15 protein-coding genes and 1 pseudogene are annotated in these 14,749 nt (G+C 43.4%); 5 read left to right on the forward strand and 11 right to left on the reverse strand.

Annotated features, from left to right (window positions below):
* Positions 1–531: 531 nt before the first annotated feature.
* Both AAHT65_RS04000 and AAHT65_RS04005 read left to right on the forward strand, forming a co-directional pair.
* Positions 532–1,845: pseudogene (locus AAHT65_RS04000) on the forward strand (ATP-binding protein); the annotation flags it as partial.
* A 177-nt stretch (positions 1,846–2,022) separates the two neighbouring features.
* Positions 2,023–3,000 (forward strand): histidine kinase, encoded by a 978-nt coding sequence (locus AAHT65_RS04005; protein WP_244205094.1) that lies wholly within the window; start codon positions 2,023–2,025, stop codon positions 2,998–3,000.
* A gap of 60 nt (positions 3,001–3,060) precedes the next feature.
* Here the strand turns inward: AAHT65_RS04005 and mscL are convergent, their stop codons facing one another.
* Both mscL and fabZ read right to left on the reverse strand, forming a co-directional pair.
* Entirely contained in the window at positions 3,061–3,453 is a 393-nt protein-coding gene (gene mscL / locus AAHT65_RS04010) for a large conductance mechanosensitive channel protein MscL (protein WP_088118128.1), read from the reverse strand.
* 71 nt (positions 3,454–3,524) lie between these two features.
* Positions 3,525–3,950 (reverse strand): 3-hydroxyacyl-ACP dehydratase FabZ, encoded by a 426-nt coding sequence (gene fabZ, locus AAHT65_RS04015; protein ID WP_088118129.1) that lies wholly within the window; start codon positions 3,948–3,950, stop codon positions 3,525–3,527.
* A 191-nt stretch (positions 3,951–4,141) separates the two neighbouring features.
* Between fabZ and AAHT65_RS04020 the strand changes: the two genes are divergently transcribed.
* Positions 4,142–5,206, forward strand: coding sequence for a tetratricopeptide repeat protein (locus AAHT65_RS04020; protein WP_003326611.1), 1,065 nt, complete (start codon positions 4,142–4,144; stop codon positions 5,204–5,206).
* Between the two features lie 26 nt (positions 5,207–5,232).
* Here the strand turns inward: AAHT65_RS04020 and AAHT65_RS04025 are convergent, their stop codons facing one another.
* The 5 genes from AAHT65_RS04025 to AAHT65_RS04045 form a co-directional block, all read right to left on the reverse strand.
* Positions 5,233–6,057, reverse strand: coding sequence for a flagellar hook-basal body protein (locus AAHT65_RS04025; RefSeq protein WP_088118130.1), 825 nt, complete (start codon positions 6,055–6,057; stop codon positions 5,233–5,235).
* 32 nt (positions 6,058–6,089) lie between these two features.
* Positions 6,090–6,905 (reverse strand): flagellar hook-basal body protein, encoded by an 816-nt coding sequence (locus tag AAHT65_RS04030; RefSeq protein WP_003326609.1) that lies wholly within the window; start codon positions 6,903–6,905, stop codon positions 6,090–6,092.
* Between the two features lie 157 nt (positions 6,906–7,062).
* Positions 7,063–8,064 (reverse strand): cell shape-determining protein Mbl, encoded by a 1,002-nt coding sequence (gene mbl / locus AAHT65_RS04035; RefSeq protein ID WP_003326608.1) that lies wholly within the window; start codon positions 8,062–8,064, stop codon positions 7,063–7,065.
* 179 nt (positions 8,065–8,243) lie between these two features.
* Entirely contained in the window at positions 8,244–8,525 is a 282-nt protein-coding gene (spoIIID, locus tag AAHT65_RS04040) for a sporulation transcriptional regulator SpoIIID (RefSeq protein WP_003221804.1), read from the reverse strand.
* 14 nt (positions 8,526–8,539) lie between these two features.
* Positions 8,540–8,650, reverse strand: a complete 111-nt coding sequence (locus tag AAHT65_RS04045) for a protein usd (protein ID WP_072053239.1) — start codon at positions 8,648–8,650, stop codon at positions 8,540–8,542.
* A gap of 226 nt (positions 8,651–8,876) precedes the next feature.
* Here AAHT65_RS04045 and AAHT65_RS04050 point away from each other — a divergent pair, with 226 nt between their 5' ends.
* Entirely contained in the window at positions 8,877–9,293 is a 417-nt protein-coding gene (locus tag AAHT65_RS04050; protein WP_003326607.1) for a MarR family winged helix-turn-helix transcriptional regulator, read from the forward strand.
* A gap of 20 nt (positions 9,294–9,313) precedes the next feature.
* Positions 9,314–10,510, forward strand: a complete 1,197-nt coding sequence (locus AAHT65_RS04055; RefSeq protein ID WP_003326606.1) for an MFS transporter — start codon at positions 9,314–9,316, stop codon at positions 10,508–10,510.
* 40 nt (positions 10,511–10,550) lie between these two features.
* On the opposite strand, the gene AAHT65_RS04060 is transcribed toward AAHT65_RS04055, so the two are convergent.
* From AAHT65_RS04060 to AAHT65_RS04075, 4 genes are all read right to left on the reverse strand, one after another.
* Positions 10,551–12,026 carry an NCS1 family nucleobase:cation symporter-1 gene (locus AAHT65_RS04060; protein WP_343311019.1) on the reverse strand — a complete coding sequence of 492 codons (1,476 nt, stop codon included), beginning with the start codon at positions 12,024–12,026 and terminating at the stop codon, positions 10,551–10,553.
* A gap of 159 nt (positions 12,027–12,185) precedes the next feature.
* Positions 12,186–13,547, reverse strand: a complete 1,362-nt coding sequence (locus tag AAHT65_RS04065; protein WP_343311020.1) for an MFS transporter — start codon at positions 13,545–13,547, stop codon at positions 12,186–12,188.
* A complete protein-coding gene (locus AAHT65_RS04070; protein ID WP_343311021.1) occupies positions 13,547–14,068 on the reverse strand; it encodes an isochorismatase family protein in 522 nt (173 codons plus the stop codon). Before AAHT65_RS04070 ends, AAHT65_RS04065 begins: the two co-directional genes overlap by 1 nt.
* Before the next feature lie 219 nt (positions 14,069–14,287).
* Entirely contained in the window at positions 14,288–14,749 is a 462-nt protein-coding gene (locus AAHT65_RS04075) for a hypothetical protein (protein ID WP_010790174.1), read from the reverse strand.

Consider the following 14,749-nt stretch of genomic DNA (forward strand, 5'->3'; position numbering starts at 1 on the left):
TTTCCTGAAGCGAGAGATGGGGTTATTCATCTGGAGGATTGGAATTTTCAGAAGGATGGAAACGTACAGCTGAACGGAAAGTGGACTTTATATCCAAATCAGCTGCTGTCGCCAAAAGATATCCATTCAGCCAAAGGGAAGGACCCAATATTTGTCGATGTCCCCAGCAATGTAGAAATCGTGAAACAGGGTATCAATGTGGATTATGGCACATATAAGCTGATCATCCAATCGAATCAAGACAATCAAATGTTCGGAATCAGCACGTCTTTTATCTACAGTTCAAATCGTATCTATCTTAATGGAGAGTTAATCGGCCAAAGCGGCAGCCCTGCAAACAAACCAGATTTTACGGCGCAAAACAGACCGTATACGAGCTATTTTAAAATTCATAAGGGCGAAAATGAACTCATTTTACAATACTCAAACTTCGGAAAATCGCCGGGATGGGGGATTGCAAAACCGATTACTTTTGGAACCCAGGAGCAAATATTACGGGAAAATAAGATTTCCTTTCTTAATGATTCTGTTATGATCACGGCTTTTTTCATCACCGGATTGTATTTTCTCGGTTTTTTCCTGCAAAGAAAAAAGGATAAGCACTTATTATTTTTTGCTGTGATGTGTCTTCTTTTTTCGTTCATTATTCTTTTGATCGGAAAAGAACGGGTCATATATCTTCTCTTCCCCTCAATTTCATATGTATTGTCTAAATCTTTGACGGCAGTCACTACGGTGCTTGTCAGTATTGCTGTTTTTCTCTATCTCTATTTCGCTTACAGGGAGATTGTTTCAAAAAGATTTATACTCGCAGCGACTGTTGTCTCTGGAATCATTCTGGCCACAGATTTTTTATCCGGGCGTTTTATAGACCATGCCTCATACATATTACATTCTGTGTTAGCCGTTTCGACTCTGATTTATATTACGTATATTTTTACAATTGCTGCGATCCGCAAGATGGAAGGAAGCTTATATCTTACAATTGCATCTATATCAATGAGCTCTTTTGTCATTTTAACCACCATTTCCGCTTACAGCGGCAAAACGGCTTTTTCATTTAATTCGATTTATTCAGTGCCAACAGTCATCGCTTTGCTGGCGATTGTTCTTTTGATGGCGCAGCAATTCGCAGGCGCTTTCCGCGAAAATGAAGTCCTGACACGGAAATTGCTCAATATTGACAGGCTAAAGGATGAGTTCATTGCAAAAACATCGCATGAATTTAAAACGCCGCTGAACAGCATTATTAATATATGCCAAACCTTGCTGGCCGGCAGAAGACAAAGAACGATAGAAGAAGAGAAAGATAATATGCAGCTTGTCATACGGATGGGCTACAGGCTGTCCAATCTGGTGAATGACATCCTCGATCTAGAAAAAATAAAGCAAGGCATGCTGCAGATTCATCCGGTTCCCGTTGACATTTATACTGTGATTTGTTCCGAAATGAACTTTTACCGGCTTTTGGCTAAACATAAAAACCTCAACATTGTGAACCATATACCAGCCGGCCTTCCTATGGTACTTGCGGATGAAAACCGTTTTCGGCAAATCTTAACCAACCTTGTAGACAATGCCATAAAGTATACACCTGAGGGACAAATCACACTCTTCGCTGTCAGACTCAATAATAGGACGATCAAGATGACAGTAGCGGATACCGGAATCGGCATTCCAGAGACCGATCGCCAAACCATATTTGAATCTTTTCAGCAGGCTGAAATGAATAAAGACGACGGGGCCGGCCTGGGCTTAAGCATTGTGAAACAGCTGGTTAAGCTCCAAAACGGAGACATTTGGGTAGAATCAGAAGCGGGGAAAGGATCGGCATTCCATTTCACATTGCCTGCAGCTCAAGATGATGTTGTGCCTGAAGTAAAAGATTGGCTGCCTGAATTGCCATCCGGAAGGGATATGTCAGATATCTCTTTTAGTACGCCTTATTACTCTGAGAAAATTGATGCTGCGACGATTTTGATTGTCGATGACAATATCGAAAGCTTAAAAATTTTAAACGATATGCTCCAAGGTGTTCCTTATAACGTAATTGCAGCAAAAAACGGAAAAGAGGCATTAGAAGTGGTCTCCCGATCTAAGCTTGATTTGGTTATATTGGATCTGATGATGCCGGATATGACTGGTTTCGAAGTGTGCATGAACATTCGGGAACGATTCAGCATGGTTGACCTTCCTGTCCTGATCGTTACAGCAGCCATTATCGGCCATGACAAGTACAAAGCTTTTCATGCCGGGGCCAATGACATTTTGCAAAAACCTTATCATTACTCTGAATTTATGGCGCGTATTAAAAACCTCATTATGATGAAACATACAGCAAACCAAGCGACAAATATGGAGATGGCATTTCTGCAATCGCAAATCAAGCCACACTTTCTTTACAATGTGTTAAACACGATTATTGCTCTCAGTCATTTGGATATTGAAAAAGCGCGTGAAGTAACGGCTGAATTCACCAACTACTTACGGATGAGTTTTGATTTCCGAAACACATCGGCCATCAGTTCATTCAGAAATGAGTTTTCGATCATCAGTTCCTATCTTTCTATAGAAAAGACGCGCTTTGGCGACCGGCTGAACACCCTTTTCGATATTGATGAAGACATTGACTTTATACTTCCGCCTTTAATGATTCAGCCGCTGGTGGAAAATGCCGTCCATCACGGAATCAGCAAAAAAAGAGGCGGAGGATGGGTTAAGCTGACAGCAAAAAAACAAAGCAGGAACGAATATTACGTCCAAGTTGAAGATAACGGTGTTGGCATTGCGCCGGAAAAACAAAAAGATATCCTGTCTCAAGACTTCGATCGCAGCGTCGGACTGAAAAATATCAACCAGCGGCTCAAGCATTTCTGCGGCAGTGAATTGAACATCCGCAGCACACCGGATGCCGGCACAGCTGTATCGATGGTGATATACATTACTGAAACACCAGATTCTCCTAAACCCTTAAGCACGTCTCCAGATGCAGAACAATAGGAAATACGGGAATCCCATAGCCTATAAAAAAAGACTGCCGCATTTCAGCGGCAGTCTCTTTTATTCAGGAGACCTTGTCTGCTGCTTCAGCAAGTCCCTGATTTCTTTCAATAACTCTTCTTGCGGATCCTGCGCTTCCTCCTCGGCCTCTTCTTCTGCTTCTTTCTTACGTCTCAATTGATTCAAAGTCCGAATCATAATAAAAATAGAGAACGATATGATTAAGAAATTCACAATGGTTTGAATAAAACTGCCGTATTTGACGACCGCATCACCGAATGTAAATGACAGCCCTGAAAAATCAAGCCCTCCCAGAAGCAAGCCAACTAAAGGCATAATGATATCATTGACAAGCGATGTGACGATCTTTCCGAACGCGCCCCCTATCACAACACCAATCGCAAGGTCAACAATGTTCCCGCGCATGGCAAAGGTCTTAAACTCTTTCCACATACAATCACCTGCTTTTTTTGTTTTGAAAGAAAAAAAGACAAATGTGCCGCTGCCCATCTGTCTCTTTTCACTTACTCGCCGAGGGCAAAAGTCAGTTCAACTTCGCAAACCACTTCGCCGTCAACTTTAGCAACGCCTTTTCCGCGGCCGATTGTACCGCGCGCGCGAGTAATATCAACTTCCAGCTGAAGCTGATCGCCAGGCTTCACTTGTCTTTTAAAACGGCAATTATCAATACCGGCGAAAAATGCGAGTCTGCCTCGGTTTTCTTCTTTTATAAGCATAGCGACAGCTCCGACCTGAGCAAGAGCCTCCACGATTAATACGCCGGGCATTACCGGATATTCAGGAAAATGGCCATTAAAAAACTCTTCATTAGCTGTTACATTTTTATAGCCTGCAGCCCGTTTTCCTTCTTCCACTTCCGTAATTCTATCTACAAGCAAAAACGGATAACGGTGAGGAATAATTTCTTTAATTTGCTGAGTATCAAGCATTCTCTTGACATCTCCTTCATCGACAATAGTATGTATAGAAAGTATAAGCTGATCCATTCTGTACATTTGGAAGTATATTATGAATCAATTTCTTTTTCAACCGCGTTCAAGTGTAACCAGCTGGTAATGAGACCCGTCTGTAGTTGTGATATGATAAATAAAGATTTTACCATAAGTAAAGAGGTAGGAAAATGATTTCGAAGTTTACTGAAAAACGACTAAAGAATCTGTTAAATGAATGGTATATATCAATGGGCAAACGCCAGCTGGATCTCGCCTGCACATTCAAAGAGAAAATCGATCAGAACCTTCCCAAAATCAAAAAGAATACAAAGCTTTGGATGCATTATCAATTATTTCTGTCGCGCTTTCAGCTCCTTTTTGAAAACAGGGACGGACTGAAGGCATTATTTGATGATCTCAAAAAACAAGAAGACAACATGAGCAATGAATTAAAATATTATTTACACTTTTTTTCCGGATTATACGAAATGGTGAAAGCCGCACCCAAAAACGCTGTTTCTCATTTTAAAGAAGCTGAAAAAAACCTGCCGGCCATCCAAAATAAGTTTGAAGCCGCTGAATTTTATTACAAAACCGCCGGGGCTTATTATTTGATGAAATCGCCGCCGCTCTCTGTTCAATATGTTTCAAAAGCGATGCAGATCTATGAGCATCAATTTGGTTATATCAAAAAAGTATTAAGCTGCCAGCTTTTACTCGCGGTCAACTACATAGACCAATTACGCTATGAGGAAGCCGAACAGCTCTTTAAAGAGATTATAAAGAAAACCGCAGAAATGAATGATTATAATCTTCTGTGCCACGCTTACTATAACTTGGGATTTTTAAAGGCCACCGAAAAACAGGACAAAGAAGCTTTGGTTTATTTCAAAAAAGTTCTGAACAACAGAGAATTCGAACTGAATTCGCCTGTATCCTATCTTCACTGCATATACGAATCAGTTCGATCCTTTTTTAAAACCGGTCTCATAAGCGAAGGGAAATCCGTTTTACAAAAAGGGAAAGAATTATCTGACAAAGTGAATATAGAAACAATCAAATTGAAGCTGAACATACTGGAGGCTCTCTACACATGTGAGGAAGACCCGTATGACACCTTGCAGGAGCTGGTTTTCGAGTTGGAAAAAATAGAAGCATGGGTTGATTTGGAAGTGCTTTTAGAAGACATCGCTGGATACTACAAAAATAAGGGCGATTTCGAAAAAGCCGCATTTTTTATCATGCGCGGCTGATTGAAAACGCCCGAGTCTTTCTATGATTATCTGACGGAGTTAACCAAACCAAGCATTTGGTCACCCATTGTAATTGTCCGGCTGTTCAGCTGATAGGAGCGCTGCGAGCTGATTAAATCTGTCATTTGTTTCGAAATATCCACATTCGACATTTCAAGCGCGCCCTGCTGAATCCCGATACTTTGCCGGTTTGCGCCGTTCAGCTCTTCAAGGGCTGCTGCCGCATTCCCGTTGAGGGAGAAAAGATTATTTCCTTCCGATTTCAGCTCTTGCGGATTATTAACTTGGACAACACCGAGATTAAACTGCTGCGATGCACCTCCAGCATTGCCGGTTGAAGCCGTCAGCGTCCCGTTTTCGCTGATAGTGATCTGTTTCATTGAATCATCAATGTTGATTGGGTTTCCGTTTTCATCAAGAACCGGATATCCATCCCCCGTCACCAGTTGAAGCTGATTGTCATTCCCGGCTGCAGGGGTTAAATAAAGCGCCCCGTCTCTTGTATACTGACGATTTCCATTCACATTCACCTGGAGATACTGATAAGGAGATGTAAACGCGATGTCCAAATCACGTTCCGTTTTCTCGATGCTCCCCTGATCGGATACAAGGCGCGCATTCATGGCGGCGCCTACCCCGAGACGCAGTCCGGGCGGAGTTTTCCGCGCTTTTGCCACATTATCATTTTTTTCATCAACCTGATCGAACTGCTGTCTGACTAGCTCAGAAAAATTCGTATTCTTCGCCTTATAGCCGGTCGTACTGCTGTTTGAAAGGTTGCTGCTGATTGTATCAATCTGCTGCTGCAGTTGATTCAGCGTCGTTGAAGCCGTGAGCATTGATCTGAGCATAGTTGAAGCCCTCCGTTTTTTCTTCCGTTATCTTAAATTTTACCGATTTCATTTGCGGCTTTATCCATACTTTTGTCGTAAGCCTGAATGACCTTTTGATTCGCTTCAAAGGTTCGGTACGCTTCAGTCATTTCTGTATAGGCGCTCGTGACATCTACATTAGAAAGCTCAGAAAGGCCTTGCTTTAATGAATAAGACACTTCCGGATTGCCGGCTGCGCTCGGCAGATCATTGCCGTCGGCCGTGCTGTATAAATCATTGCCGTCCCTTTTCAAATTGCGGACATCCTCTTCCATTCTGATGTCAATCTGTCCGGCTGTCCTTCCGTTTGTGGTAACCGTGCCGTTTTCGGACACAGTGAAATTTTCATTATCCACAGTGATCGGCTGCCCGTCAGTTGATAACACAGGATTTCCGTTGATCGTCAGCTGATTATTTTCATTTAACGAAAATGTGCTGCTTTTTGAATATCTCACATCGCCGTTCGCCGTTTCTACCGGATAAAAAAGAGCCGCGTTTTCATTTGTTTCTCCATTTACAGGGAGCTGGTTTTCCACAAGCGCGATGTCTGTTGGCTGATCGGTTGATTGAAGGCTTCCTTGAGTAAAAAGAGGCTTGAGCTCCTGCATATATACGCCGGTGTTCAGAGAACCGATTTCTTTCTTCGATACTCCTCCCGGGGATTTTGCTTCTATTCTGCTTAGCAGCATGTCAGGAAATGCGCGCATAGAGCCTTGATCTTCTTTATAGCCCGACGTGTTTGCATTCGCGATATTATTAGAAAGCATTTCCGTCCGGCGCTGCTGGCTGATCATTGCGGATGTTGCGGTATATAATCCTTTTAACAAATTTTCCACCTCAAAAATCACATTTTTTCCAGTTGTCACAGAGGAACATTCGTTCTATAATTAGTTTCAGTATTTTATAATATTATCGGCGTACATTCGGATATCGTGAAGCCTTTTCAGAAAAAAACCTCATTCTTTATCAGAATGAGGTTGATCATCAGCTTAGTTTGCGTTTAGGAAGCTTGTCCATATTATCAAGCATCACACCTGTGCCGACTGCCACACAATCCATCGGGTTCTCAGCGACAAGAACGGGAACTTTAAGCTCCTCGGCTAACAGCTGATCAAGCCCGTTTAAGAGTGCGCCTCCACCTGTGATGATGACGCCGCGGTCAATAATGTCTGCGGAAAGTTCCGGCGGTGTTCTTTCAAGCACTTGTTTAGCTGCCTGCACAATAACAGCGACAGATTCGCGAAGGGCTTCTTCAACTTCTTTACTGTTTACTGTAATTGTTCTTGGAAGACCGGAAACCATGTCCCGACCGCGAATGGAGATTTCCTCTTGACGTGCGTCTGGGAAAACCGTTGCGACTTTAACCTTAATATCTTCAGCAGTACGTTCGCCAATCAGCAGCTTGTACTCGCGTTTGATATAATTTAAGATTTCCATGTCAAACTTGTCCCCAGCCATTTTAATAGAAGAGGAGGTGACAATATCGCCCATTGAAATAACTGCGATATCAGTCGTCCCGCCTCCGATGTCTACAACCATGTTACCGCTTGGCTGGAATATTTCCATACCCGCGCCGATAGCGGCAACTTTGGGTTCTTCTTCAAGAAACACATGCTTCCCGCCGCTTTTTTCAGCAGCTTCCTTAATTGCTTTTTGCTCAACAGACGTAATGTTTGTCGGGCAGCAAATGAGCATGCGCGGCTTTGAGAAAAGGCCTTTCACATTCAGTTTGTTAATAAAATGTTTCAGCATCGCTTCAGTTACTTCAAAATCTGCGATAACCCCGTCTTTCAGCGGGCGAATCGCAACAATATTCCCAGGTGTACGTCCAACCATTCGTCTTGCTTCTTCTCCAACCGCCAGCACTTTACCGCTGTTTTTGTCAAGAGCGACAACGGATGGCTCATTCAAAACTATTCCTTTACCTTTTACATGGATCAGTACATTTGCAGTACCGAGGTCAATACCAATATCCCTTGCAAACATCTATTTATATCCTCCTTGAAAATCTGTTTCACAGTAAATATCCACATTGTGCCCTAATTATATATATTATCATAAATTCTAGAAAAAAAGTTGCAGTAACATAAGTTCTTTACAAAATTTTGTGGATTTTCACTGAAGATTGTCGGAAGACAAACATAAGCTGATCAGCACTGGATATTTTACGATTGCTGAACGGGCTCTCCTTCGAGAATTTCATCTTTTTTATATTTCAGTTTTGTTGCTTCTCCTCCCCGTAAGTGCCTGATGGATTTATGATAATCGAGTATTTCCTTCACTTCGTTTGCCAAGTCAGGATTGATTTCCGGCAGACGCTCTGTTAAATCTTTGTGTACTGTACTTTTGGAAACACCAAACTCCTTCGCAATGACACGAACGGTTTTCTTCGTCTCCACGATATACTTCCCTATCTTGATTGTTCGCTCTTTGATGTAATCGTGCACACCACTCGACCTCCCTAAAATGGATGTGAGAAGTGTGAAATGAGATCCGTATTCTGTAAAGATACACTGATGATGTCGCTTCTTCGTTGTATGATATTATAAGTAGATTTTTGAAATATGCCCACGATCCCTCACCTCAAACACTCTCTTTGTTAGGTTTGTAACAGTGTATTAGCATTCATTGGGGAATATGCTAAAAACTCAATGCGGACAAGGGGTTTATGGAACTTTTTTCACTCCTCCAAACTATTTCGCCTCTCTACATTTTTTCTTTACATCCGGCCAACGCTGCTGTAAAATAAGAAAATGTATTTACTTACTTAGGTAAGTTTTTTTCAAAAGGAGAAAAAAATGTCCTACGTCAACAGACACCTCATCCACCAAATCAATCAAAGCGCCCGCCTGATTACAAAAAAAGCCAATGAACAGCTGGAACCATTCGGCCTTTTCTCATCCCAGTGGACGATTCTATATTGTTTGCGAACAATCGGACCGATGACTCAAAAAGAGATCTGGTCCTATTTAAACGTGGAAGCACCAACGGTTACGCGTACGATCAAACGCCTTGAAGAAAACGGCTGGATACAGCGTGAACAGGGCGAAGACAAACGGGAAAAACTCGTTGTCCTGACTCATGAAGCCGAGAAAAAATACGACGAAATTAATGTAAAAATGCTTGAGTTTGAGGAACAGCTGCTTGCGGAGTACGAAGATAAAGAGAAAGAAGCTTTTTCTCATTTTTTGAAGCTGTTTTTAAATAAAGGTTAAGAAAAGGAAGTGCCATACATTTGAAAAAAGCTGAACCTATTTGGACCAAAGACTTTATTATGGTTGTGCTTGTGAACTTATTTGTTTTTGTTTTCTTTTATACGTTTTTAGCCGTGCTGCCGATATATATGATTCAGGAGCTTGGCGGCACCGAATCTCAAGGAGGACTCTTAATCAGCCTGTTCCTGCTATCTGCCATTATCACCCGCCCGTTTTCCGGGCCGATTATTGAGCGGTTCGGAAAGAAAAGAATGGCCGTTATTGCCTTGGCTGTCTTTGCGCTCTCTTCTTTTCTTTATATGCCGATTCATGATTTTTATTTACTGCTCGCCTTACGATTTTTCCAAGGCATTTGGTTCAGTATATTAACGACGGTAACCGGTGCGATTGCGGCTGACATCATCCCGATGAAACGGCGTGGAGAAGGATTAGGCTATTTTGCGATGTCGATGAACCTCGCCATGGCTATCGGTCCTTTTCTCGGGCTTAGTCTGGTCAAAGTGATATCCTTCCCGGTTTTCTTCACGATTTTTGCAGTGTTTATTTCTCTGGGCTTTTTTGTTACGCTGCTCATTAAAATTCCGAAGGGGACAGAGACAGGAACGACCGTATTCCGCTTTTCCTTTTCTGACATGTTTGAGAAAGGCGCGCTTAAGATCGCGATTGTTGGGTTGTTTATTTCCTTTTGCTATTCAAGTGTGACGTCATTTTTGTCAGTCTACGCGAAATCAATCGACCTGCTTAATATCAGCGGTTATTTCTTCGTGTGTTTCGCTGTCACGATGATGCTTGCACGCCCATTTACCGGCAAACTGTTTGACAGAGTCGGACCGGGGATTGTGATTTATCCGTCAATCTTGATTTTCTCAGTCGGTTTATGCCTGCTGTCCTTCACAAACAGCGGATGGATGCTTTTATTATCAGGCGCTGTAATTGGGCTTGGATATGGCTCTATCGTCCCTTGTATGCAGACGTTAGCTATCCAAAATTCGCCCGCCCACCGCTCAGGTTTTGCAACGGCAACGTTCTTTACTTTCTTTGATACCGGGATCGCTGCGGGATCGTATGTATTCGGGCTGTTTGTTGCTTCCGCCGGTTTCCATGCCATTTATTTATCAGCGGGTCTGTTTGTCCTCGTCTCCTTGGTTCTTTACACGTGGAGCCGGAGAAAGCCTTTGAGCTTAGAAGCCGAAGGGAACGTTTCAATAGCAGATTAACCAAAAAAGAAGCCGATTCCAGCCGGCTTCTTTTTTTATATCATTTTACTTGTCTATCGTTCACAGCATATGGCACAGGAACCGCCGCGGGATAAGGCGGATGAAGGCGCATGAGAGTGATATAGGACAGAAAGGATATCAGAACGCCGACAAACCATGAAATGTCATATAAACCGGCGAGCGCCGGAACGTACATCCCAATTAAAGAAATCAGGGCCCCCAGAAATGTCGCAAGAAACGCCCGATAATTATACCCTTTGTAATATGCGTATCGTCCGGTTTCAGAATAAAGTTCATCAATAAAAAGCTGCCGTTTTCGAATGATGAAATAATCAGCCATCATGACGCCGGCGACCGGGCCGAGCATGCCGCCGATCAATCCGAGAAACGCATATACACTTGTTGCGCTCTCCATCAGTTTCCAAGGGATCGTGAACAAAGCAAGAACCGCCGTCAAATAGCTGCCCCGCCTAAAATTAATATACTTCGGCCATACATTCGCCAAATCATAGGCCGGAGACACAATATTAGCTGCCACGTTTACGGAGATTGTGGCAATGCAGAGAGTAATGACAGACAAAGCAATAACATATGGGTTATCGAATCTTGCTAAAATATCAACTACATCCCAAATAGGCTCGCCGAATGCAGCCTGCGATCCCGACGTTACAGTAATGCTCGCGAAGGCAAAAAGAGCAAATGTGCCGGGAAGCCCATAGAATTGGCCCTTGATTTGTTCCTTTTGCGTTTTGGCAAACCTTGTGAAATCGGGAATATTCAATATTAAGGTGGCCCAAATGCCAATAATGCCGGTGACTCCGGCGGCAAACGGCCAAAATGTTTCTGCAAAGGAATGAAATTTTCCAGGCTGCGAATAAATCGGTCCAAGCCCTCCCGCAATATCTACGGCCCACCATACCATACCGCCGAACACAAGATAGACTAAAGGACCCGCCCACACTTCAAATTTTTTAATAGACTCCATGCCGTGATTCAGAACGAGCAAATGGATAGCCCAAAAGAACACAAAAGAGAGTAAACCGGATGCATGAAGACCGAGCACATTCCAATCACCGCCGAGGCTCCCCCATCCCGGCCATACATTTAAGAGCAATATATGCAAAGCCGTGCTCCCCGCAAAGGTTTGGATGCCCAGCCACATGATGGCAACAAAGCCTCGCAGAAGCGCCGGTATATTCGCGCCGTATACCCCGTAAGACGCTCTGATGATGACAGGAAACGGCAGTCCGTATTTCGCCCCGGCGTGACCGTTTAACGCCAGTGCGCCAAATAAGATTAGAGAAGCTGTAATAATGATGGCAAGCACCTGCCAAGGCGAAAGGCCGATCGCTATTAATCCGCCTACTGTGGCATACGTCGGTATATTATGAATGCACCCCATCCAAATCGAGGCAAAATTCACCGCTTTCCACGTTCGCTGTTCCTGTTCTAAAGGCAGCAGATCTTTATTGCTCAGACCGGCGGCGGCCGGCTGCTTTATCTTTTCTATACTCATATGTCCCCTCCCCATTCATGTCTCTTTTTCTGACATCGCATGTCAATTAATATAACTGAAAATTGAGACAATAACATTGGACATGGTACACAAACCTTCTCTTCGGTTTTGAACAGCTTGAACAAGAAAAAGAGACAGACTGAATCGTCTGTCTCTTCTTTAGCTTGCAGCTTTCATTAGTTTTGCAAATCGGAACGCCATCAAAAGACTTACCGCTCCCACAATGATGAGGATGGTTCCCAGCATGCTGAAATGGCCGGCGGTAATTTCTTTTCCAAACAAAATGCCAAGAATCACCGATGAAAGAATGGAACCTAAGTAGCGGCAGGTTTGAAACAGCCCAGAAGAGGTTCCCGTCATATCCGGCGGACTTGTTTTCAGCATGGCAGCCTGAAGCGCGACATTCCCCAACCCGTAGCCTACTCCCAACACAGACAAGATCAAGCCTTTCCCTATCATCGGAGCCTGAATGAAAAAGGCGGTTAAAAGCACGGCCCCGGCTGTCATCAGGAAAGCCCCCGTAAGGATCGGCAGAATTTCGCCCGATTTATCAATCCATTTACCCGTAATCGGCGAAACTACAATACTCATCCCTGACATAAACAGCATGATCAATCCGCTGGTTTGAACAGATAGATGCATTTCATCCTGAAAATAACTCGGCAGCCCAAAAAATAAGCAATAGAAAAATACATTCAAAATGGTAAATTGTACATATACAGCCGACAGGCTCCGCTGCGTTTTGAATAATCGGATATCAATAAATGGATGCTGTACTTTCAACTCCCGCCATATAAATCCGCCGAGAAGCAAGAGCCCTATAACACCTTTTGCATAATGCGGCGTTGTGCTGAAAGAAAGCAAAAAAGACAGCAAAAAAATAATTCCTCCGGCAAACAAGAGAATCCCCGGCACATCGAGCCTGCGGAATATCAATTTCCAGCCGGCTCCTTCTCTTTTCTTATCTTTTGGAAACATATACATTCCAAGAAGAAAGCTGATCAAAATAAATGGCAGATTGACGATAAAAATCGCCGGCCATCCGCCCCACACAATTAAAAAACCGCCCACTGTCGGCCCTAAAGCCGTCATCGCTGACGCGAAAATCGACAATACCGCTAAAGCCGAAGCCTGCCGTTCATGAATATGGCTTCGGATCAGCCCTACTCCTGATGGGTAGATGGCGCTGCTTCCGATAGATTGAAACAGCCGCATGAACAATAAGGCCATAAAAGTCGGCGCAAAAGGCGCTCCGATCGCCGATATTGCGACAAGAATAAGTCCGAACAGAAACATATTTTTCCGGCCGAGCAAATCTCCCAGCTTCCCTGTCACCGGCTGCGCAACGGCACTTGCCAGATAAAAAGAAGAAATCAGCCAGGAAACCGTCGTAAAAGACAGATCAAATTCATGCTGAATGCTGTGAAGCGCAAGAGAAATCATTGATGAATTCAAAGGATTCAGCATGGTTCCCGAAGCAACAGCCGTTAAAAAAACAACGCGGCTTTTTTTCGAAATCATCATCTGACTTGAGTTAAAAACTCTTCCGTTGTACGAGTTTCGCCGATCCTCGGAAAGATGAACCGAAGTGTGGATTCATGCTGTTCCGCACTGAATGCAGCCATCGCATCGGTAATAACAATCTGCTGATACCCAAGCTGAAAAGCCTCTCGCGCCGTGCTTTCCACATCGATATTTGTCGCGATCCCGCAAAGAACTATGGTATCAATCCCCCATCTTCTAAGCTGCAGATCTAAATCTGTTCCAAAAAACGCGCCCCATCGCCGCTTTGTTACGGTATAATCGTTTTCTTTCACTCCTATTTCAGGAACAAACTCTGCCCAGTCTGGCGGCTGTTCACCGGAGGCCTGCTGCGGCGCGTCCGTTTCCGGCTTCAGCGCTTCTGTCCCATCATGAAACGCGACCTTCACAAAACCATTCGGAACCACTTTCCCACTCTGGTCTACCGGCACGATTCCTTTTTGTAAATCAATCAGAGCTAACGCTGTTTTTTGAAAATTTATATTGAGTGAAGTGTTCATAACTACGTCTCCTCCTGATGCGGTTATTGTTTCTCTCATTGTTTATTTTACTCTTCACCCTGCAATAAATTCTTTTATCACACATCAGACATTTTCACACATAAAAACAGCCGGATAAACGCAGCTGTTCTTATGATTTTTCTTTTTTATATTCCTTTATATAAAAATAAATGGTTGTACAAAAAAAGCTTCCGGCGAGCATCAATATCATAAAGTTTGTCATAACTTCGTCACCTTCTTATTTTCTGCCGGATGCTGAAAAAAGACAGCAAACAGCTTGCCCCGGTCAATCCACAGCAAGATGAGGCACATTATCAAAAGAACCGTACTGAGATCTTGTACACCAATGTTAAAACAATAGTTAACCATTGCAACGTTCGCAATAATCGGCAAGAACACAACCGCGCCCAATGTATATGTTCTCGGAATTAATAATAAAATGGCCGCAGCCGTTTCCCCCACTCCAATAAATATTTCATACAGACGGGAATAGCCAAAAAATTCCCATACCATGCCATACCCCTCCCCGTTCGCCATTACTGATTCAGCAGACGGTACACCAAATTGCCCGATCACTAATTTCGCCAGTCCGTACAACAAAAAGTTTAACGCCAGAAACAACCGAAATGTCGCAGGAACAGATTGCTTCAGCGTTCTCATCAGCCTGCTATTTGTCTCCAT

The sequence above is a fragment of the Bacillus atrophaeus genome (assembly GCF_039519175.1).
Taxonomy (GTDB): domain Bacteria; phylum Bacillota; class Bacilli; order Bacillales; family Bacillaceae; genus Bacillus; species Bacillus atrophaeus.